General features: G+C 45.6%; 19 protein-coding genes. 7 read left to right on the top strand and 12 right to left on the bottom strand.

All coding sequences use genetic code 11. The features are described from left to right. Positions 1-105 precede the first annotated feature (105 nt). A complete protein-coding gene (locus MKY23_RS05680; RefSeq protein ID WP_221787733.1) occupies positions 106-1,023 on the bottom strand; it encodes a PD-(D/E)XK nuclease family protein in 918 nt (305 codons plus the stop codon). Between the two features lie 719 nt (positions 1,024-1,742). On the opposite strand from MKY23_RS05680, the gene MKY23_RS05675 reads away from it, so the two are divergent. Next, positions 1,743-2,426 (top strand): serine/threonine protein kinase, encoded by a 684-nt coding sequence (locus MKY23_RS05675; RefSeq protein WP_154890744.1) that lies wholly within the window; start codon positions 1,743-1,745, stop codon positions 2,424-2,426. Between the two features lie 147 nt (positions 2,427-2,573). On the opposite strand, the gene MKY23_RS05670 is transcribed toward MKY23_RS05675, so the two are convergent. Further along, positions 2,574-3,470, bottom strand: a complete 897-nt coding sequence (locus tag MKY23_RS05670) for an AraC family transcriptional regulator (RefSeq protein WP_339836169.1) — start codon at positions 3,468-3,470, stop codon at positions 2,574-2,576. A 129-nt stretch (positions 3,471-3,599) separates the two neighbouring features. On the opposite strand from MKY23_RS05670, the gene MKY23_RS05665 reads away from it, so the two are divergent. From MKY23_RS05665 to MKY23_RS05655, 3 genes are all read left to right on the top strand, one after another. Continuing rightward, positions 3,600-4,487 carry a sugar phosphate isomerase/epimerase gene (locus MKY23_RS05665; protein WP_339836166.1) on the top strand — a complete coding sequence of 296 codons (888 nt, stop codon included), beginning with the start codon at positions 3,600-3,602 and terminating at the stop codon, positions 4,485-4,487. A gap of 151 nt (positions 4,488-4,638) precedes the next feature. Next, positions 4,639-5,706: a Gfo/Idh/MocA family oxidoreductase gene (locus MKY23_RS05660; protein WP_339836163.1), complete on the top strand. Its 1,068-nt coding sequence runs from the start codon at positions 4,639-4,641 to the stop codon at positions 5,704-5,706. A 22-nt stretch (positions 5,707-5,728) separates the two neighbouring features. After that, positions 5,729-6,274: a GNAT family N-acetyltransferase gene (locus MKY23_RS05655; RefSeq protein WP_339836160.1), complete on the top strand. Its 546-nt coding sequence runs from the start codon at positions 5,729-5,731 to the stop codon at positions 6,272-6,274. Positions 6,275-6,336: 62 nt separating this feature from the next. On the opposite strand, the gene MKY23_RS05650 is transcribed toward MKY23_RS05655, so the two are convergent. Next, entirely contained in the window at positions 6,337-7,656 is a 1,320-nt protein-coding gene (locus tag MKY23_RS05650) for a glycoside hydrolase family 125 protein (protein WP_339836157.1), read from the bottom strand. Positions 7,657-7,923: 267 nt separating this feature from the next. Between MKY23_RS05650 and MKY23_RS05645 the strand changes: the two genes are divergently transcribed. After that, positions 7,924-8,985 carry a LacI family DNA-binding transcriptional regulator gene (locus MKY23_RS05645; RefSeq protein WP_339836155.1) on the top strand — a complete coding sequence of 354 codons (1,062 nt, stop codon included), beginning with the start codon at positions 7,924-7,926 and terminating at the stop codon, positions 8,983-8,985. A gap of 81 nt (positions 8,986-9,066) precedes the next feature. Here MKY23_RS05645 and MKY23_RS05640 read toward each other — a convergent pair whose 3' ends face one another. The 3 genes from MKY23_RS05640 to MKY23_RS05630 form a co-directional block, all read right to left on the bottom strand. Beyond that, positions 9,067-10,704, bottom strand: coding sequence for a hypothetical protein (locus MKY23_RS05640; protein WP_339836152.1), 1,638 nt, complete (start codon positions 10,702-10,704; stop codon positions 9,067-9,069). Continuing rightward, positions 10,685-11,254: a sigma-70 family RNA polymerase sigma factor gene (locus tag MKY23_RS05635; protein ID WP_339836149.1), complete on the bottom strand. Its 570-nt coding sequence runs from the start codon at positions 11,252-11,254 to the stop codon at positions 10,685-10,687. The genes MKY23_RS05640 and MKY23_RS05635 overlap by 20 nt, the downstream gene beginning before the upstream one ends. 171 nt (positions 11,255-11,425) lie before the next feature. Further along, a complete protein-coding gene (locus tag MKY23_RS05630) occupies positions 11,426-11,941 on the bottom strand; it encodes a mismatch-specific DNA-glycosylase (RefSeq protein ID WP_339836146.1) in 516 nt (171 codons plus the stop codon). A 120-nt stretch (positions 11,942-12,061) separates the two neighbouring features. Here MKY23_RS05630 and MKY23_RS05625 point away from each other — a divergent pair, with 120 nt between their 5' ends. After that, positions 12,062-12,982: an AEC family transporter gene (locus MKY23_RS05625; protein ID WP_339839249.1), complete on the top strand. Its 921-nt coding sequence runs from the start codon at positions 12,062-12,064 to the stop codon at positions 12,980-12,982. A gap of 202 nt (positions 12,983-13,184) precedes the next feature. Then, positions 13,185-13,370, top strand: coding sequence for a hypothetical protein (locus tag MKY23_RS05620; RefSeq protein ID WP_221787721.1), 186 nt, complete (start codon positions 13,185-13,187; stop codon positions 13,368-13,370). Between the two features lie 582 nt (positions 13,371-13,952). On the opposite strand, the gene MKY23_RS05615 is transcribed toward MKY23_RS05620, so the two are convergent. From MKY23_RS05615 to MKY23_RS05590, 6 genes are all read right to left on the bottom strand, one after another. Next, positions 13,953-14,507 carry a hypothetical protein gene (locus tag MKY23_RS05615; protein ID WP_154959822.1) on the bottom strand — a complete coding sequence of 185 codons (555 nt, stop codon included), beginning with the start codon at positions 14,505-14,507 and terminating at the stop codon, positions 13,953-13,955. A gap of 1,181 nt (positions 14,508-15,688) precedes the next feature. Then, positions 15,689-15,940 carry a hypothetical protein gene (locus MKY23_RS05610; protein ID WP_090917806.1) on the bottom strand — a complete coding sequence of 84 codons (252 nt, stop codon included), beginning with the start codon at positions 15,938-15,940 and terminating at the stop codon, positions 15,689-15,691. Positions 15,941-16,115: 175 nt separating this feature from the next. Next, positions 16,116-16,871 carry a pentapeptide repeat-containing protein gene (locus tag MKY23_RS05605; protein WP_339836141.1) on the bottom strand — a complete coding sequence of 252 codons (756 nt, stop codon included), beginning with the start codon at positions 16,869-16,871 and terminating at the stop codon, positions 16,116-16,118. A 228-nt stretch (positions 16,872-17,099) separates the two neighbouring features. Next, entirely contained in the window at positions 17,100-17,654 is a 555-nt protein-coding gene (locus MKY23_RS05600; RefSeq protein ID WP_090917803.1) for a GNAT family N-acetyltransferase, read from the bottom strand. Between the two features lie 230 nt (positions 17,655-17,884). Further along, positions 17,885-20,581, bottom strand: coding sequence for a polynucleotide kinase-phosphatase (locus tag MKY23_RS05595; protein ID WP_339836138.1), 2,697 nt, complete (start codon positions 20,579-20,581; stop codon positions 17,885-17,887). Continuing rightward, positions 20,578-22,086 (bottom strand): methyltransferase domain-containing protein, encoded by a 1,509-nt coding sequence (locus MKY23_RS05590; RefSeq protein ID WP_339836135.1) that lies wholly within the window; start codon positions 22,084-22,086, stop codon positions 20,578-20,580. The genes MKY23_RS05595 and MKY23_RS05590 overlap by 4 nt, the downstream gene beginning before the upstream one ends. Positions 22,087-22,122 lie beyond the last annotated feature (36 nt).

Below are 22,122 nucleotides of genomic sequence, written 5' to 3'. Positions count from 1 at the left end.
CAAGCGCAGTGCCCATGGAGGATTCCTCCGGGCACTGCGCTTCTTTTTTTGACATACAGGACGCATATTAGGATGGATTATAGTACAGGTTACGCGCCAAGCTCATTAAACCACTCGTTCACTGCATACCTCACGAAAGTTGCAATCCCGGCATGCACGGTGCGAAGGCATTGGGGTGAAATAGGACATGTCCTTTGGACGGTTGTAATACTCATCGGCCACACAGGAGCGCATTTCCTCGATGTAGCGCCCAACGTTCTCCTCTACTTTGCAAATGTCCTCTTCGGTTGCAGCAAATTCTTTGTGTTTACCAGTCAACAGATACTCCACCCGAATCTCAATCTGCTCCAGTGGAACCTGGTAGTGCTCTCTTACATAGGAAGCGTATAAAATTAACTGATCGGAGAAGTCATCCTCCTTGCCCGTCTTCCAGTCCACAATGACAATATTACCGTTGCTGCGTCGATATAATAAGTCCATTTTCACATACACACGCGTATCATGTAGCTGCATCGTATCCCATTTCTCAATCTCCAGAATCGTTGTACTTGCACGGGACAAATCTTCCCACGTCAGCGTCTGATACAAGTTGCCTACACAGGCTCCTGCGCGTTCTTTAATGGTTGCGACCCGGTCGTTCAGTGTATCATCGCCATAATAAATTTCCGACAACATCGTATGATTTTTCGGATTGAGTCGCCATTGCTCCGGATTCATCGACTCTTTGTATGCCTGGTTCAGCAGATCACGTATCGTTTTCTCCAAAAAAACTTCACGTGGCTTCGGTTTTCCCTCTTCTCTGCTTCGTACTGCCGACTCACACATCCGGTGTGCAAGATCACCAAATACCAGATAAAGATTACTCAGTTGCTTCAGACGATACAAGCGTACCTGCATCTCATCCGCTGATTCTGTTTTCCAGCCGTTATGGGCACCATAATAATGATAATAATATTTGCGCAGGCACTCATCGAACATACTCGCCCGCGACTGCGAATAAGACCACTGCGGGTATTGTGCCATATGATAATCTGCCTTTCTGTATATCGGATCTACTCATACCAATGCTGCGTGCCGTAGGGTGAGTTTGTAGGGACGTATCGTAGGACTGATCTGTAAAACATAACATCTGAACTCACTCTATATATCCACCTTTAGCATACATCTGGCTGAACAATCCTTTTATTGCTCACAGTATAAAGCCCTGGCCGTCATGCCGCAACCCGGCTTCCGTTATTTTCTTGTGTACGCAACCGTTTGAGGAACGATACGTATCGTTTATATAGTTACATCAGGATGAAGAGAAGTGCCGCTCGTCTTCATAAAAAGGAGAGCATCCCAACCATTGCGAGGCGTTAGAATGTAGAGGTTATCTCGTGCGGAGGCAAGAGGTTATGACGCATAGGCGGCAGAATATTGAGGTGAGATTTTTCAGCAAAATTCTCTCTGGCGACGCTAACGATCACCACAGACCTTATTTGTCCATTTTGATGGAGTTTCAAAATCTAACGATCACCAGAGACGCTATTTAGCTGAATTTCAGCTGAAAACGGGATAAAACGGACGAATTAGCCAAAATAGCGTCCCTACGGATCGTTAGAATTTGAACGTGACTGTTTAGGACGAAATAAGCTTTCTCGTGATCGTTAGAAAAAGTTGAATTCGAGCACGAACGGTATTAATCTATTACGTAAATAACTACGGAAAATATGTACGGGCATATCCAAAAGGAGGCGCCACCCATGAAGCAGCCGGATTGGTTCCAGGCAGAAGTAGCATTACAACAAATTCAAGTCATCGGAAGCGATCGGAATGAGCTGGTGAATATCATCGGCGAGGCAGCAGGAGTGAACTGCATTGGTATTGGTACGGATGCGGCTGTATTTACGTATGACCAGCTGCCACAGTATGCCTTCAAAGTGTATTCGGATCATGCTTTAAATAAATTAAATAATGAAAAACAGGTCTACGCCCAGCTTCAGGGCCTATCTTACTTCCCAACGTATTATGGCAGCGGCCGAAATATACTGGTCATCAGTTACGAACCTGGAGACACTTTACTTGAATGTTTGGAAAAAGGAATCCCCGTCCCCGAGCAGGTCATGCTCGATGTAGACGCAGCGCGAGAAGCGGTTCGTCGCCTTGGACTGAATCCACGCGACATCCATCTCAAAAATGTGCTTCTCCAGAATGGACGCGGCAAAGTGCTCGACGTATCGGAGTATATTCAAGAGGGAGACGATCATCGCTGGGAGCATCTCGTATGGGCCTATCACAACATCTATCCACGTATTAAAGGTACGCCCATCTCCCCACGGATGCTGCAAACGATCAAATGGGCTTATAACCAGCTCGATCAGGCCAATCTCAAAATGGAAGATCTCTCAAAGAAAGCTAATCGACTGTTCTCCAGGTTTCTGAAATAGACCGCACTGCAGCGAGCGATGAATCCAACCCTTCCCCCAACCACCCGGATTTAGCCGATAATGGGCTAGATCAGGGTGGTTTTTGACTTCACATTCCTTTTCTTCAAGCCTTCTCCCCTTTCAACAGTATCTTCCTCCCCTTCCCACTCACCCTTCCTTCATTCCCCGTGCCTGCGAAGGCGTCATGCCTTTGTACTGCTTGAATAATTTTGTAAAATAGTTCGCATTGTCACATCCCACCTGAGCGGCTATTTCCGTAACTGTGAGGTTGCTACCTTGCAGTAGGCGCTCAGCCTCACTCATTCTGCATCCGTTTACGTATTCTACGAGCGTACGTCCGGTCAGCTTTTTGAACATTTTGCAGAAATGATATACGTTCACCCCCACTTGGCTTGCCGCTTCACCAACCGACAATTTCTCCTGGGGATCAGCCTCAATCTGTGCAATCAACTGTTTGAACCGCTCGCGGTTAGGAAAATACACTGCATTCGCTCGATCCCGCAACTGATGCGGCATAAACGTCCGGGCCATCAGCGTAAACAACGCGTGCAGCTTGGACTTCACTACAAGCTGATACGCCGGAGGTTGCGTCGCCATCTCTTCCACAGCTTCATTTAATAAAGAATAATACCCGGCACAGGCCGCATTCTCTGCGGCTGGTTTGACCGGAAACCGCACACTGCCTTCCAGATAAGGCGCAACATACTGCTCATGCACTGGATCGCTCGCAAAATCGTGAAACAATGCTCGATTGACCACAACCGAGTCATAATGCACATCTCCCTCATCCAATGCGTATCCAACATGCAGAGCGCCACCCGGAATGATAATTACCTCTCCTGCTTCAATTTCATAAGGGCGGCTATCGATATGAAATACGGCTCTACCCTTACGCATGATGATCCACTCAAAGTGCTCATGCCAGTGCAAATATAAAATGCATTCTTCCGTTTTTTTCGCGGAACAACGATTTTCAAACAACTGAAACGGATGGGATTTATGATCTATTCTTGTATCTTCGTGAAGCGCTTTCAAGTCCAGCATGGTTTTTTCCCCCTTACCACAAAATCCGACTAATAAAGCACAAAATTGTTTAGAGCCTTCCCATAGATCCAAGGCTATAATGAGTGTGTCACGAAGTACTATAAGCCAATATTGGAGTGAATTACAACCATGAATCCATCCATTCGTATCGGAACCCTTGTAGGCGGCCATGATGCCGTTCGGGTCATTCCGCAGATTATACAACATGGCTTCGAATCCTTTAACCTGACGTTCTGGCAAAGCACGGGCAACCTTGATCTTGCAGAAACCGCCAAGCGTGTCCGCGATATCGTTGACGAACAAGGCATCACCATTTCGGCTGTAAGTGTATTTGGTAATCCGCTCACCGGCACAGGGGATAACGCTGACACCTTGGCAAGCTGGGAGCGAGTCATTGACCACGCACAGCTTTTTGGGGCAGATATCGTCTCCGGCTTTACCGGACGTCTGACCAATCAACCGATTGACGAATCGATTCCACGGTTCAAGGAAGTGTTCGGTGAACTGGCACGACGGGCGGCAGACCGGGGTGTACGCATTGCTTTTGAAAATTGTGATATGGGTGGAACGTGGCAGACCGGCGACTGGAATATCGCTCACAACCCGACCGCTTGGGAAATGATGTTTAATGCCGTTCCTGATGAAAATGTGGGGCTGGAATGGGAACCATGCCACCAGATGGTCAGCTTGATTGACCCGATTCCACAGCTTCGCAAATGGGCTCCGAAAGTGTTCCATGTCCATGGCAAAGACGCCACCATCGCCTGGGATATTGTTAAAGAACATGGTGTGCATGGACCGCATGAATTTGTCTGGCATCGCACCCCCGGCTTTGGGGACAGCAATTGGGCAGATATCATCACCATTTTACGCCAGAACGGTTACCAGGGCACGATCGACATTGAAGGCTGGCATGATCCGGTGTATCGGGACGAACTGGAGATGACCGGGCAAGTACATGCATTGAATTACTTAAAACATTGCCGCGGGGGCAGCTTTGTGCCCAATCCGGTGTAAAGACATAACGGCATGAAGACTGAAAGACTCAGTTACTCATGTGCCCATAAAATACAAATGCTCGTCACAATCACATGCACTTCTCGCATGGAGCAATAACTTATAACATGGATCAATAACATCTATGCATCTATATGAGGGAGTTGAGCACATGACCTACCCTTATCGGGTTATCATCGCAGGTTGCGGGGCAATGGCAAACACTTGGGCGGACTATGCCAAAGAACGACCAGATACGGAAATCGTGGGACTCGTTGATCTCTACGAGGAAGCTTCATCATCATTTGCCAAGCGACACAATTTATCCTGTCCAACCTTTACGAATATTCGCGATGCCCTTGAAGCTGTCGATGCCAACATCGTATTTGATGTGACCATCCCTTCCAGCCATTATCATATTGCGATGACCGCACTACAGGCAGGTTGTCACGTCTTTGGCGAAAAACCGCTGGCAGAATCCTTCTCGGACTGTACGGACATTGTGCATACCGCCCGCAGTACAGGACGTATTCAAGCGGTGATGCAGAATCGCAGGTTCGATCCTCGCATCCGTGCCTATCGGCAGCTCATTTCCAGCGGAACGATTGGACAGCCGGGATATGCAGGAGCGGACTTCTTTATTGGGGCACACTTTGGTGGTTTCCGCGACCTCATGGACAGCCCGCTTTTGCTGGATATGGCGATACATACCTTTGATCAGGCGCGTTATATCCTTGGTGCAGATCCGGTGTCGGTGTACTGTCATGAATTCAACCCTCCAGGTTCCTGGTATAAGGGCAATGCGATGGCGATATGTATTTTCGAGATGTCCGACGGATCTGTGTTCGATTATCGGGGGTCCTGGTGTACCGAGGGTGTGCCTACATCCTGGGAAGCAAGCTGGCGTGTGACAGGTGAAAAAGGAACCGCCATCTGGGATGGTCATGACAACATCTATGCTGAAGTGGTCAACACACTCGCGCTGGAGGCTGATGGCAAGCCATCTTTCCTCCAGCGTGCTGAACGAATCGAAGCCGAACTGCCTGTAATGGACAAAACCGGACACCACGGCTGTCTTGAAGAGATGTTTGCTGCACTTGAAGAAGGTCGACTGCCCGAAACGGATTGCAGTGACAACCAGTACAGCATGGCTATGGTGCTCGCTTCCCTTGAAAGCGCACGTACCGGACAAAAGGTATGGATTGCAGATTTATTGAAAACAACAGGTGAGCCATCTTGAATGAGAAAGGAAGTGAGACTTATTGGATAGGGAAAGTGAAATTATTATTTCTCCATTAAATGCGGACTTAATAGATGATATCCATACGACAAACGATGATTTTACGTTATTCGGTAAAATCATCCCCAGTTTACAAGCTGGACAATGGTCCTATGAAGAAGTTCTTTTTGATGAACCGAAAGAAACGCGTTTTCCGGATGACAACCTGGATTGGGACGAATATATCAACCAGAACGATAAAATGTTGTTTTTAGCGTATATGAATCAGGTTTGTATAGGACAGATTAGAATCATTAAGGATTGGAATCGCTTCTGTTATATTGAAAACATTGCGACCAAAAAAGAGTATAGAGGCAGCGGAGTCGGAAGGCTGCTCCTCCATAAAGCAGAAGAATGGGCAAAACAAAAAAATCTTATTGGAATGTCCCTCGAAGCACAAGATGACAATCTGGGTGCATGCCGATTTTATGTGAAACAGGGCTTCGTACTAGGTGGAGCCGACACACTCAAGCAGTCCTATACTCCTAATATCGATACCACTTTATACTGGTATAAGTTATTCAAGTAACGAAGGTTCCTGTAGCATAAGGAAACAGCCGTTCCAACATTGGAACGGCTGTTTTTATTCACCTACAAAATACGCTTCTTCATCGCCTTGTACACCAGTTGCGCAAACAAACTGTTGGACCATGCGAACCATGGACGCGTATACGTGTGCGGATCATCGACATGAAAACCTTCGTGCATATACCCCGTTCCCGCGTCGGTGTTCTCCAGCAAATCAATCATGGCCAGCATCTCGGCGTCATTGTCTGCCGTTAGTCCTTGCATGGATAATGCCATATGCCAGATATACCCTGGAGGCGTGTGCGGGCTACCGATGCCCTTGGCCGCTGTTCCTTCATAGTAATACGGATTTTCTTTACTCAAAATAAAACGCCGTGTATTCTGATACACCACATCATCCACGGAAACATATCCGATATACGGAATCGACATCAGTCCTGGTGTGCCCGCATCATCCATTAGACAGACGTTGCCATATCCGTCCGTTTCATAAGCGTAAATCTGACCATACACCGGATGACGGTAGGTACCATACAGGGCAATGCCGTGCCGGATCTCCTCCTCCAGGCGCGCCATACGGCTCACCAGCTGTTCGTCACGGAACACCCATTTTGCAATCTCCCCCATCTGGCTCAGCGTCACCGCGGCGAACATATTGGACGGAATATTGTAGTGAAAATCACAGGCATCGTCGCTTGGGCGAAAGCCTGACCAGATCATGCCCGTATAGTTTACTGGCATCCCCATTCCCTCGTTACGCAGTGTATCGTGCGCCGGGCAGTTACGCCGCATGAAACGATACGGAGATTGCTCTACATGACGCTGTTCCGTCTCCCACAGGTGCACGATCTGCTCCATGACCTTTTTAAAACGTTCATCAAAGATGTCTGTAAGTTCAGTCTCACGCCAGTATGTATAGGCCAGCTTCATGGAGAAACACAACGAATCCAGTTCAAACTTCCGTTCCCATACCCAAGGTGACATTTCTGTCTCATCATTCGCGTCCCAGTGCCAGCCATTGGCCGTTTCGTTAAAAGCGTTCGCATAGATGTCTATATCTGCATAGAACGTATGCCGTTTAATCAGCCCTCCGATAATCCGTTGCAACTGCGCGTCATGCTTCGCCAGCGGAACGTAATGGGTCACTTGCTCCACCGAATCCCGGAGCCACATGGCGGGGATATCTCCCGTAATAACAAAGGTTGTACCGTCATCTAACAGCTTAGTGGTCGTTTCGAGCGTATTCGGAAAACAATTATGGAACTGAGCCAGCAGCTTCGGTCTGTGCTTCAAATGCTCATTCGCTTCAGCCAAAACATCACGAACAGCTTGGGGTAATTCCAACTCGGGCATCGGAATTTTAGGTAATCTGAACTGATCCATGGGAGTCCTCTCCTTTTTTATAAGTTAGCCCAACTAAAGAGTTTACATCTGCACTCCAATGACAGAATAACCTTTCAATAGGACTATTGTTATTTTTGTTATTATAATTTATAATAACGTTATTATCCTGTAAGTTTACCTGTTCCATGTAAGCACGTCAATTCACAATTAATCAGTTTCCTATTCAATCGGCTACCCATATGACACAAGTCATTTACCTACTGATAAAATCAGGTTTATCCATCTGTACATAAAAGGAGTAATCATATGTCTCGAAAAGTATCGATCCAGACGCTAGCTGACCAGCTGGGGTTATCCAAATATGCCGTGTCCCGCGCACTCAGCGGTAAAACCGGTGTCAGCGAATCTACGCGTGCACGGGTTCTGGAACTTGCCCGTGCACTCGGGTATCGCCAGAATATACCCGGCTCGGCGAGCCATACTGCCAATACCAATAAGGCTCATGCAATCGAACCTCCATTTGTCCTAATATGTATGAATCAGCTTAACCGGGGTGAGCCGCACTATTGGCAGCGTGTGCTGTCAGGCATCATCTCTGGCTGTAACGAGCAAGGCTGGCATCACGTCATTGTGTCACCTTCACTGGACTTACCGGGCAAGGAGATTTCACCTGAAAAAGCCATCGCACCTCATCTCGACTGGACACGTTGTGCCGGAATTATCGTTATGGGCGCTTTTCCGCATACCGTGCTGCAAACGCTGGTACAGACAGGCCACCCCATGATTTTGGTCGATCATCAGGAGCCTTTGCTGAACTGTGATACGATCAGTCATGATAATCTGGAAGCTGGCATTACTGCGGCCAGATATCTCCTGTCGAAGCAATGCAGACGCATCGGTCTGATTACCGATGACGGACGTGCCGCAAGTTTTGCACAGCGTAAGATTGGAATCGAGCTGGCTTTGAATCATTTTTATACCGAGGCAAGGGAAGAAGTGGACTTTCAAGCTTGGAATGTAGCCTATGAAAACGGAGAATGGGTGAACAAGCTCGCTGACACCATCGAGCGACTTCCTGCTGAAGAACGCCCCGATGCGTGGATTGGCGCGAATGACGATATCGCCTTACAATGGATGCACAAACTTCAGCATATGGGATTATCCACGCCTAAGGATTGCTTGGTCATCGGAATTGACAATGTGTACACCGCTGCCACCTCATCTCCCCCGCTGACTACGGTACATTTGTGCAAAGAAGAACTTGGGCAACGAGCCGTCGAGGCTTTGAAGCGTCGAATCGAACGCCCAGGTACACCGAAAGAGACGGTCATGTTATCCACCACATTGATTCCAAGGGATTCGGCTTAATTTTCTATCTACGTCAAAAAAAGAGCCTCGCATTATTAATGATGCAAGGCTCTTTTCTTTATAATTCATAATTGAAGATGTTTATTGATCCCAAGGCATACTTGAATCACTCGCAAGTTTTACTCTCCAGTCCACATCCCCGAAATCACGATGCACCACGGTTCGTTTCAACGTCAATTTCGTCCCCTTATCCTTGTTAAAACCAATAACAATCAGCTTCACTTCATCGATAACATACTGTTCATTCAGATTGGCTGGGTTTCTAGTCCCCATGATCTCAACGGGATACTCCTTCCCTGTTGAGTCCGTTGCGACCCACTCATCACCATAAAACTCATTTTGGAACAAAGCGCTTCCTTCCAGCACAAGAGAAGTTTCATTCCCCGATCCACCCGTTGTTTGGCCATTCGATGACAGTCCACGCTGATAATTAAACCTACGCAGATCGATCTGATCTCCAAGTTGATTAAACGAGGCAAACGTATAGAACTTAGATTCCTTACTAGCTTTATCCAGATCAACGTCCATCGTCTGTCCCTCTTTCACAGGTATCGTGTAACCGTCCAGGACAAAGCGAATATTGTCTGCATTCAGTGTCACCAAAGACGGGTCCCATGTCTCCGATATCTTAAGTGGGCCTCCTGAACTCACTTGACTTAAATCTCGATAACGGAATTTGGCCTGTCGCGCATTGGGTCTGCCCCCGTTGAAAATACGATACTCCCCCGTGTCCTTCACTTCAATATGATACAGAATATCCATGTCCCTCGCCCAATCTTCTCCTGCTTTAGCGCGAAGCTCGTCGTTCAGATTCACTTCCAGATCAAGCCGGGTTCCATTTGGCGTCTGCACCAATTGTGTCATAGCCAGTTCCAGCCCTTCCGGTGTTGTATAGGACGTATTCATCGGCGTTTCTTTGGACATTACTTTGGCTTGGGTCATATCCAGTTTGAACTCGAAGCTCCAGTCTACGGAGACCTTTTTATCCGTATAGGTTTTGGTATTCACATCATAGCCATAGCCATCTCCTACATCTAAATGCCCGAAATCTCCACGAACCGTTATTTCATCAGGGATGTCTCGATCTAACTGAAACACCAGCTTATTCAAAGCACCATTCCCTTGCCTTGTATCACGCGCAAGCTCAGCAACATTATTCCCCTTTTCATCTGTAATGTGGATATCCTCCACTTTCGAGCCCAGCAGATACATTCCTGTGCCATCAGGTGCCGTTTGCTGCAACATAAGTATAAGTTGGGAACCGTCTACAAGCACATCTTCAATCTTGAGTTTGTACCCCTGATCATCGATATCAATGTTCGGGTTCACGACAAGCCCAAGCGGTTGAAGCCGTTTGTAGTCGTCTGACAAGTTGGCATATCTCAGAACTTTCGGGACGGGAATGTTGGGCAAAGGAGGAATATTTACGGCGTTTACAGGCGGCTGAACTGGCTTTTCCGTTGTTTGATCCCAAGCAGCCCAAGCTCCTCCTGCAATCAGTACCGCAACCGCTGCGGCGATCCCCGTTCGATAAATCCATGTCCTCTTATGCGACTTTTTGGTTTCCCATGGTACCTGCACGTCAGGTTCTTCCATAGACACATGATCCAGCTTCTGCATCACTTGTAATGTAAAATCTACATCCGGCCCCTCGCGGAACAGCTCCTCTTCCCACTTGCGATCCTGCTTCTTGTCCTGCTCACTTGAAATAGGCTTCATAGGTCGATAAACCTCCTTTGCGTTCCATCTGCTTTCTCAGCATTTTCTTCCCTCGATAGAGTGCATTACGCACTTGTGCGTCACTCATATCTGTAATTGTGGCGATCTCTTCATAGGTCAACTCATTGGTGTATTTCAAGAGCAGTACAAGCTTGTACGTTTCCGGCAACTGTTCAAGCTGAAGATGGATTTCCCGCTTCATCTCCTTGTGTAGCAAGCTTTTCTCTGGTGTGTCTTCACTGACGGATTCGATCTCCTGATCGGCGGTCATCATCGGTATCTTTTTCCGCATATGATCCCTCATGATGTTCACCGCAATGGTATACACCCACGCCGAGAAACTGCTGCCTTCTCTACGGGTCGGCATATATCGATAGATCCGAATAAATGTGTCCTGTGCGAGATCCTGCGCATCCGGGTGACTTGCGCCCATTCCGCGTATGATGCCGTAGACTTTATTTTTATATCGATCCACGAGCACGCTGAACAGCTGTTTATCCCCATCTATAATGCGCTGAATCAGTTCCTCCTCTGGTATCGGATGTGTCATGTAATCCCCCTTCTCTACAGCGTCCATGCATGGTTCTGTACTATATAGACGGAAGCCCTCCCTGAAACTTCTCACTTTATCGTCAAAAAAAAAGAATCCACCCTCTCCGGCCATCGCCGAACGGGGTGAACTCAAATCTACGAATGATATCGTGAAGTACGCCGATTTTTCCTATTCTGCACCGTTCTTCTCAGCCACAAAATCCGCAAGCTGGGCATAGATTGCCACAATGTCATCCATCGACATGCGTACAAGTCCACTGGATGAAGGCGCAACGAACTCCTGAATCTCTTTCACAACCGGGTCATCCTGGAATCCCCATTCAACTTTGGAGCGTTTGCTGTACTGGGTGTATACACCTTTGCCGACAAAACAAGCGATATCCGGCCGGTATGTTTCCAGCTTTTTCCGCAAAATCTCGCGCCCTTCCGCATACTCTTCCTTCGTAATATCCTCAATGCCTTTCGTTGGACGGGCTACGATATTGGTGAAACCATATCCCAGCTTCAATAGTTCACCATCCTCTGTTGCATCATATAAACGCGGGGTTAACCCGGAACGCTCCAGAATGCGCCAGAAACGATTGCCTTTGTACGCATAATGATGGCCAGTCTCTCCCGAGGTAATGCTGGGATTGAATCCAATAAACAAAATCGATAAGCCAGTATCCAGATGATCCGGGATCATAAGGAAACACCTCCTGAACTTTTTTGACCAAATCTCCATGTAGCTGTGTATAAAATGATATAATGATCGAAGTGTTTTCCGTAAAGAACTGAAATTTTCATGAAAAAGGAAGTTGAACCAATGATTGCAGACATCATGTTAGAAGTCGTCCTGCCCGTCTTTCTCCTGATTGCTGTCGGGTCCTGGATGCAAAAGGTGTTCAAGCTGGACTTGTACACCCTCGCCAAAATCAATTTCTATTGTATTACCCCCGCAGCCGTCTTTATGAGCATGTATCACTCAAATATGTCCGGTGAGCTGCTTGGCACGGTTACGCTTTTTTACGCGATCTATGTACTCATTTTCTATATTATAGGCTCTGTGGTATCCCGCTCGTTCCGTATGAACAAAGGCATGAAAGCCGCCTTCAACAATAGTATCATGCTGGATAACGCAGGCAACTATGGTCTACCGATTAACGCACTGGTATTCCGGGGTGACCCGCTCGCCTCTTCCATTCAGGCACTGGTCATGTCCTTGCAGGCTCTGCTCACCTTCACTTATGGTGTTTTGTCGATCCAAGGCGCGAAGCTAAAGGGCAACTACCGTGCGGTAATTATCGGCTTTCTGAAAATGCCAGTACCTTATGCGCTACTATTAGGCATTTTGTTTCAGGCGTGGAAGCTGCCTTTACCTACATTTCTGTCCATGCCACTCACCTATGCACAGCAAAGTATGGTTTCCGTTGCACTACTGACTCTCGGGGCACAAATCGTGAAATACCCGATTCGTTTATATCGTCTTGATGTGTATATTAGCACATTTTTGCGCCTGCTGATTGGTCCGGCAATCGGCATCAGCATTGTGCTGCTACTCGGACTGGAAGGCATAGCGGCTCAGGCACTCATTATCGCATCGGGCATGCCTACCGGAGTGAACTCTTCCATTCTTGCCGAGGAATATGACAACGAGCCTGATTTTGCTGCCCAGACGGTGCTGATCTCCACTCTACTTAATATTATTACGATTACGGCACTGATTTCGTATGCCAAAACGTTCTAAATAATTAACCTAAGCTCACATCCTTATTAGAGTTAGTGGGCTTTTTTCATTTAGCTTCATTCGTCCCGGTTATAGACATAAAGTCTTAAGGCCATATCATTTCTGATCCAACCTTAGAACTGTTTCGCGCGTCAAAAGGTTACTATTCGTTGTGAAATCCCGTTTCACCTCTGATTTTTTTCTTTGGGGAGGAACTATTGATATGAATAACCCTCTAACTGAAACTGGCAAGGATAAACAGGACAAAGTGAGCTGTAGAGATTACTTAATGTTGGATGAATTAAATCGATTAAGCAGGAAAAAAGCTTTGCTGCAGTACGTTGAAGAACTTCCGGATCTCCCACCTAAAGAAATGGCCAAAAGATTGATGGGTTATAGGTTAAATTGAATATTAGGTTTTCATCGCAGGATTGGGTGAAAGAGGTTGTCAGTATACCATTTATGATTCAGGAGGTTACTTTCAGATACAAAGAAATGAAACTTATTGGAATTTATGGAAAGGAACTGTAGATCAATGGATTTGAACAGTTTCAAGTTCATAAAGGTTATCCATATATAAAAATGAGTGAAAATAAGGGAGGTAATCATCAGATTTTAATATCTAATCTGACTGATGACAACAGAAGTATTCGTTATTGAGTAATCGTTAGTATATGAGTTTCGAGGTAAATGGCCTACCTTATACCAACGTGTCATTGATTCTTATGATTTTATGTATACTCTAAGTATGTGAAGAGTAGACAGAACAAATATCTTAGAAAAACAATTTAAACTCTTCTGTCCCATTAATAACAGTCTATTTTTTTACAAGGATAGTCAAATACGAAGCATATCACATTCAACACAATTTTCATCACTTTTTCTGAACATTTTACACTATTAAACATATGTAATATTTGAAAAAATAAGTGAGAGTAAGGCTAGCGTTTTTTGCTCGATAGCCCTACTCTCATTTTCATTATTTTATAGATTATTTAATTTCAACATAATCATATTCTAAATAAGCATACTTCTTAGGGTAAATAACGTCCGTACTGAGTAATACTGAGCTTCCGACATCAGTGCTGTAAGTATATTGAGTAGCTTTGTACATCTGATATACTGGTCGATATCTAATTTTATACTTTTTACCATTAGGTACTTTAATAGAGTAAGAAGCCGTTGTGCTGTTGGTTGCTGAGATACTAAAACCTACTGCAGCAGTAATATCATCAACTTTTGCAGTCAGTGTTCCGGAGTAAGTATTGCTCACTGAGACAGTTTTTGAGAGTGTTAATGTTCCTGGTCCGGGGCCGGAAACTCCATCAACCCATGCACCATATGATAAACCTTGGTATCCTTGATTGGTCACGACATTCCAAAGAGCGAGAGTTGTAATCTCTCCTCCCTCTCTCGTAGGAATGTTTTGTAAATTAATTGATTCTGACGTTGCATCTTGACTAGGTACCTCTTGAGCAAAAACAGAAGTTCCTAATGAGAGAGAGAATACAGCTGTTAAAGCAATTACAGTCATTTTTTTCTTCATTTGCTTGCTCCTCACATTATTATATGTCATTATACATATATAACCATAACATTGCTCCTTAATAATTACAATAGTGTAAAAGAAAGGAATTGATAATTTGTTTCTTATTTCTGGATTTGTATGTATTTCTTTTTCTGTCTCTATGTTTTTTATATTGAGGTTACTCTCTAATATTTATCCTATTGGTATTTTGGGGGCTGGTGGAGAAGAAAGTTTAAATTATTTCGCCTTTAAATACACCCTTTTCCCTGTAACTCTATTGATTATTGGTGTTTTACTGGTGCTTACTCAACTGTTCTTAAGCATAAGGGAGAAAAAATCCCGCAATTTCCAAAAGTAGTTTTTAGTCTGTCCATACAAAAATGTTCCAGATAAACAAGAGTTTCACCAATCACAACAAAAAAGTTCAATATAAAAATAACTCTTTCGTGGCCCTATTGAGCTAACGGGAAAGTTAGCTCGACAAGAAATATAAAGGCAGCTGATCAATAGGATTAGCTGCTCTTATTTAAATAATCAAATTTATAATTTATATAATATTATATATTATTATATAAATGTAAAATATAGTTTGGTTGGGTTAGCACTCATGTCAGTTGTTATAGAATCATCTTCTCTGATAATTTCCAGACCCATGGTTAGAGCTTTAATACGAAAAAATGATTTAATTGACTTTCTTTTCAACAAATTATCCCCTCCAATTTTATGTATACACTATCTCCAATTACTTCCCAAAGTAAGTTCTTACAGCAAAAAACTCACATAACGTTAGTGATTCTTCGGTACACACTCTCGTTCCATTTACCATAAATCACTGGTGAGCCACCCGTGATAGGATCCATTCCTAATGTTCATCTCTTCCAAATATGCCTTTTCGGTAATCCGATCAGCCACGAGCTTCCATCCGGTGAATCTATCAAGATCATCATCTTTAGCTGATTGCCTCATTTCTTTAAACAATTTAAAGCATTTCCAAACCATCCTTTCGTCATAAATTGCGGACTTGGATCGATCGCTTTGCATCCCCTGTCTCTCATCATTAAAGTATATCTAATACAAAGAAGTCCAAGCGCAGCGATGAGTCGTTGCACTTGAACTTCTTCTATGATACGCCAATTCAGTTATCACCTGATACTATCCCAATGGTCTGTCGGCCTTTTTATGAGAAGACTTACGAAAGACTATGATTCAACCGTGGTTCGGTCTGGAAACTTGCCGCCTTCTCTGAACAAACATCTTACCAGCCACTGAGCTGCCTTATTGAAAAAAAAGCTGGGACTGATTCCATCCACTTGCACAGGCTCTAGTTCCTTCACACTTTCCTTGATCTTGTTCATCTCAATGAGTCCCATCTTCCGCTCATTCGGTCCGAATCGATAAATAACCTTTTCATCGTCCTCCGTCTGTTTCACCAGCAAAATCAATGACGCCATACAGGTTACCCCCTCGTTACGTAGTGAGATTCCAATGCTATTCTATCCTCTTATAATTATTACCTAGAATAGAGAGATAAGATATAGGGCTTTGGTTTATCAGAATGATTCAATAATCCCATCTTTCTTACAAAAAAAGAGGCCCTTAGGCCTCCATTTTCATCATACCAAGCAACTAGTTTGATTCCAGACTACTAAAAAATCGCTCAACAAAAACATCACCATATATTTTCTTCATATGTGCCGTGTTAAAAATATATTGTTCCATACCGTCAAGCTTGCGCAGACTGCGTATCAGTACTTTCCGATCATCATCAGATAGATCAAGGTCATCATCAATCTTCATTAAAGCATTTTTCACACGTAGGGATACCTTTTCCATATACAGATGGTTTTTGGACTTCGGCGGAATACATTGCGTCAGGTCACAGCCTACAAAACGAACACCGTCAAGAATGCAGTTTTCTAAATTGACGATTAGCTTCTGTTTACCATTTCCCTCAAACGTAATATCCACTAACTTGCCAGCAAAAGAACAATTGACGATATTTGCAACTTGCAAAACTCGATCATTGAATCTACATTTAACAAAGGTACAGTCGATAAACGTAGCATTCTCCAATGTCATGCCTCTCAGATCACAGGAGGTAAATTCACAATTGGTGAACACGGCTTCGCCCTTGCCAATGCCAACAGAGCGCAAGTCGGACCGAATAAATGTACATTGATCCACTGTGCTACCTTCAAAAAATCTCGCATTCGTAAGATCACAGGTATCAAATACAAGCTGATGCAGAGTGCAATTCCAGAATATAGGCGAACCAACATTCGAGTTTGTTACGGTCGTTCCGCTTATCGTTTCGTTTTCATACCTTAAAATATCAGAAAAACATTCGTTGTCTACCGTCATACCAGACTCAAGTCTTCTCATCCCGATCACCCTATCATTTCATCCAGAGTTTAACCCGTCACTTTTAGAAAAAACCGTCTTGACCAAAAAATTCCTGTTCTTAACTCGTTATTATACCATAAAGCAATTTATATATTGAGATAAGCACTGTTGTCTGGGAACGAAAAAAAGTCGCTGAAATAGCGACTTTAATGAAAATATACACTAAACACAACAAAAATAATGTCGAATTAATGTTGTTACATGAAGTTATTTGTATTTTTTTATCACATTATGTCTTGGATCAATGAGCCATGTAAACCGTTCCTTATTCATATATACTTCCCGAGCGTTCACTATGGATGGAATCACATCCTCCCCCTTATAGAATACTCTCCCCCCGACTTTCTGAATCGGCACATGGTAAGAGATGCGCAAAGCTCTCATCAGCACCGGTTCAAGTAACATGGCATAATAACTAATCTGGTGCTTCTCTGCATAATGAACGATCGCAGATAATAAATCAGTAACATATCGCCCCCGAAAGGTAGATAAAATAGCAAGTTTATCGATCTCTGCAATATGCCCCATCTCTGCCTGAATCAATGGATGCTCCAGAAAGGGACCGATTTCGTTCATGGAACTATCTTCGGCGTAAGGTTTGATTTCAATCGAACCTACATAATGGCCTTCCTCCGTAACCACCACATATCTTTCCAGAAACACCTCTGAGAACTCAAACTCAAATCCTTTCTCATTCCATACCGTTGTCCATATCCCATTGAACATGGCAAACTCCAATTCATTTTCTACCCGTTTAAACATGGTCTTCGCTTCCTTTCTGAGTCCTTTTATTGGAAAACTCACCATTACTATCGGTGCATGTAAAGTTGCTATTTATACAAAAACACCAACACCAGGCTTCACCAAACAAAGAAAGAAAGCGAAGTACAAACGGTATATACCGATAAAACTGTACAACGCAAAAAAGGAATGGAACTGGATGGAAGATCATCCAATTACATTCCTTTTCAAGTTCGTTCATGAACCACGACCTACAAACGAGGATCTACGCGTTCCGATTCCAGCGATAATGTGGCGAGCACACATTCATGAATTCGTTCTACGGACTCTCCTCGCACAAAACGTTCGATCCCTTCCATGCCCAAAGCACTTTCAAGTAGAGCATGTCGCTCCTTTTTGGACGTTTTACGTTTGCGAAGACGGGACACATGCTCAGGAGCCAAATAATCCATGCCGTAGATGAGATGCAAATAGGCACGTCCTCTAACTTTGAGCGCAGGCTGCATCATTTTGTTACCATTCCAGCTGCGGAATGTCTCCGGTTTGATGACGATCCCCTCATGTCCCTCAGCCGTCATTTCCTCCCACCAGCGAATGACCTCTTCCTCATCCGTTTCATCCGCAATAATCCGGTATTCCGTCTCCATCATCAGCGACGACAACTGAGCCAGCTCACGGTTTTGTAGCATGTGCCACTCATGTGTACGCTCCCAGAAGGTTCCCGTACTGTGAGCCAGCGTATGAAACGGTGCAATGCGAATGTCAGCAATATCCTGCACATCCCAGCAATAATATTGGAACACATCCCGGAATGTCTGCGCATTCGCCAGTTTAACCTTTGTTTCCTGTAACCAGTCCGCGACGTGGCGGCCCGCGCTCATAGCCTCGCGAATTTTGTCCATCACAATGCTGCGATCCATCTGCGCTGCCTCAGCGACATGCGCATATTGAGATGCAATAAGCTCCCGCGCTTTCAGGTTCCAAGGTACAATCTCTGCATCCAGCAATACAAATTCGGTGGAATACCGTTCAAAATAACCACTTACGGTCAAGTCTGCATGTAATCTGGTGAGCACCTTTTGTTCTGTCTCGGGATCAAAAAAGGATCGGCCTGTACGTGTCACGATGCTCCCCAACATCGGTCTGCTTACTCGCTGCGATGCAGCCTGTTCGTCGCGGAACAGAAGCAGTATCGCTCGGCTACCCATATGTTTTTTCTCTGCTACCATACGGGTCACGCCCTGAGAACGGTAATAGCGGAACGCATCCCTCGGATGCTCCATAAAACCTTCTACCGAACATTCACCCGGCGGTGGACTCATCGTTGGCGGGATATAGACGAGTTCCTCCAGTGGCACCGTAAAATGAGAAAAGGTATCCAGTGCCGTCTGCGCCACTTCTCCCTGCACAGCGACATTCAACCGCGAACCCGTCTGAACGGTAAAACCGTCCTTGAACTTGCGGATGTTGGGCGGTGCAAACCGTTGCTGATTCCAGCGTTTCAACGGACTGTCTGGATCTTGGGCATAGTCTTGCTTCGCCGGTACACTAACACTCTCCCGTTCCGGCATTCTCCACGCCGTGAGCATACCGCCAAACACAACACCCTGATCGATATTCACCGTATCATTCACAATCGTAGGGTATGGCCTTGGATCATGTCCCCAGACAATGCATTCACCGGACGTATGATCCACGTACCAGTCTTTACGTACGGGCCGCCCCTTATCATCCGTTCCTTCCACATCGCCATATCGACAGTAATCCTGAATGCGTTTGGACTGTTTGCCGATAAAATGGTCCCGTATCCCGGCATGGGCGACAACCACTTGTCTTACTCCATTCCGTGTAAACACTAGATGAGAAGGTGCATTCAGCAGAAAATGCTTCAACGATTCCCATACCCTTTTGGCCTCTTCACTGCCTTGTTCCTGTTCAAGCTGGAGCAATTCAGCTTCCACCCGTTCATCCCCATGACTTAAGGTGACATCACGGCCGTCCAGATAACGTGCAATTTTCCAGCCATGGTTACTGTCAACCATATAAGCAAGACCAGCGGCACAGTGTTGTTGCCAGAAAAGCAAACATTTTAACGATTCCGGTCCACGGCTGCTTACATCCCCGACGGAAACGAGCTTCCGCCCTTCGGGATGGCGCATCAGGCCATCTTCCTGTTCAGCGACGTATCCCAGACGTTGAACAACTTCTATCATTTCATCATAACAACCGTGGATATCGCCAATGATATCAATCCCCGCTCCCATGTCTAACATCAACGGATTCGTTGTGCGTACAAAGGTCACAGGATATGGATGTTTCAGCACATAACTGGCATCGAATCCTTCATCACGGATCGCACGCAGCGTACGTTTGAATTGCTGTGCCTGTTGTTTTACGCGTTGACGGCCACGCGGATGTTTACGCTGATCATCACGTTCAAGTAATACATGCTCCGGTACATCCAGTACTACCGCGATAACAGGGACATGGGATTTGCGTGCCAGCTCGATTAACCGTCCGCGATCCTCGGGATACAGATGAGTCGCATCCACCCAGGTCAGCTTGTTCAGACGACAACGTGTGGCGAGTATGGCTTCCATCGCTTCAAATGCTTTGGCCGATACTTGCTGGTAATCTGCATACAGCACATCCGCTTCACTACGAGGCCGTTGCCTCCATTCCACATACTCGTCGTCGCCTACCAACATGCGGAACTGATCGGACGAGACGACCTCGGTAGCGCGGATGACATCCTTTTCCACAAGTTCTGCAAGCAGTGTACTCTTTCCACTGTTCGATGGACCAATCAGCACTACGATGCCTGCATGCGGCAGTTGAATCTCTCGCTGTCTATCCTGCGTATGGCTTGCGATTTGTCGCTGCACTCCATCTGTTTCGTGGTGCGAACGATGGTGATCACCCGCACTTGTCTGCCTTTCGTTTCTCATACATGCTCCTCCTTTCCCCGTGTGAACATCGCCAGTTGTGTCGGCTGTCCGTAGCCTTCCTTTTCCTCACCAATACCCCTGATCTCGTAAGCATAATTGCCTTTCTCTGCCCACTCCGCACATCGGCCATTGAATTCCTCACGTGTCCATTCAAAGCGGTGATCGTGGTGACGGAACTGCTCTTGCTCCATCGCATACACTTCGTTATATTCCTTATTCGGAGTAGTAACCAGTAGCACTTGCGGCCGATACTCTTTCAGAATCGTTTCCATAATGCCATTCAGACGATATGCCTCAATATGCTCAATCACTTCACACAAGATCATGACATCCTGATACTGTAACTGCTCGTCAAAATAAAACAGAGAACCAAGCATCGGTTCCGGCATAGCTTGAACCCCTGCCCGATCCTGCATCTTGGCGAAACGTTCCATAGCCCGCAAACGTGATTGACCCGATGGCTCAACAGCAAGGATTGATTCCACCCCCGAGATATAAGCGAGACGTGCAGACAGCTTCCCCTCACCTGCCCCCATGTCCACAATACGGCGTTTTTCAGGCAAAGAATCCACAATGTCCGTGATCGCGCGGTAACGTAGATCATTTAATCGTACAGGTATTTCGGACGAGTCATCAGCTCGATCTGCACTTGTGGCCCGAACTGTGTCTGCATTCGGATTCTTATCCTCATGCCTGGATATTGCCGACTCCGATTTTAATGTTTTTTTCAGATCACCTTCTGCTTCCTCAGCTTGTTGTTCTAATCGTGAAGGCCGATCATTCAGCGCGCCATGCAGACGTTCATACGTCCGAATCAGTTCGGCAAAATGAAGCGTACGCCTAACGATAAGTCCCTTAAGCGGATGGGTATCTAACCAACCCTCACCGTAACGGTTGATTTTATCAATCTCATCCTCACTGATGAAATAATGCTTGTAGTTATCCAGCACCGGAATGAGCAGAAATAGCTGACGTAAAGCCTGTTGTATCGTTTGTTTACCTCGCAGGGTGATGTGACGAACCGTACTTCGATTTTTCAGGTCAAACGAATACGCCGACTCTCCCCGTTCCACCGTAATGTCATATCCCAAACAGGAGAACAGCTCCTCCACCACACGGTCAGGCAGATCAGAGGCAACCGGGCCAAACTTCAGCTCCAGTTCAAAGGCATGATCCACCCATCGCACATAGTCTTCCTTCGGTTTGCCATTCAGAGCTGTGCCCAGCGCATTCCGTATGTAAGAGCAGAATAAACTGCTGGTCACAAACTCACGGTCATTGATGTATTGTGTGATATCATATCCATCCGGTGTGCCTCTAACGAGATCGACCGGATCAGGCTCGGCATGAATCAACACCTCCGTCTCTTGCTCACTCGCTTTGGTGTAGACCATCCGAACACGCACACCTTTATCTGTCCGGTCATACACATTATTCGGATTTTTGGCGAGCAGGTGGGATACAACCCCTGCGTTTACTCCACATGCTTTTACAATCAAATGCATACCTTCTCCTCCTTTCGTTGATCTTCAACCCATTTT

This window comes from Paenibacillus sp. FSL R7-0272 (genome assembly GCF_037969905.1).
In the GTDB taxonomy this organism is placed as follows: Bacteria; Bacillota; Bacilli; order Paenibacillales; family Paenibacillaceae; genus Paenibacillus; species Paenibacillus polysaccharolyticus.
The sequence above is the reverse complement of the archived record's forward strand: the minus strand, read 5'-3'. Positions and strand labels throughout refer to the sequence as shown.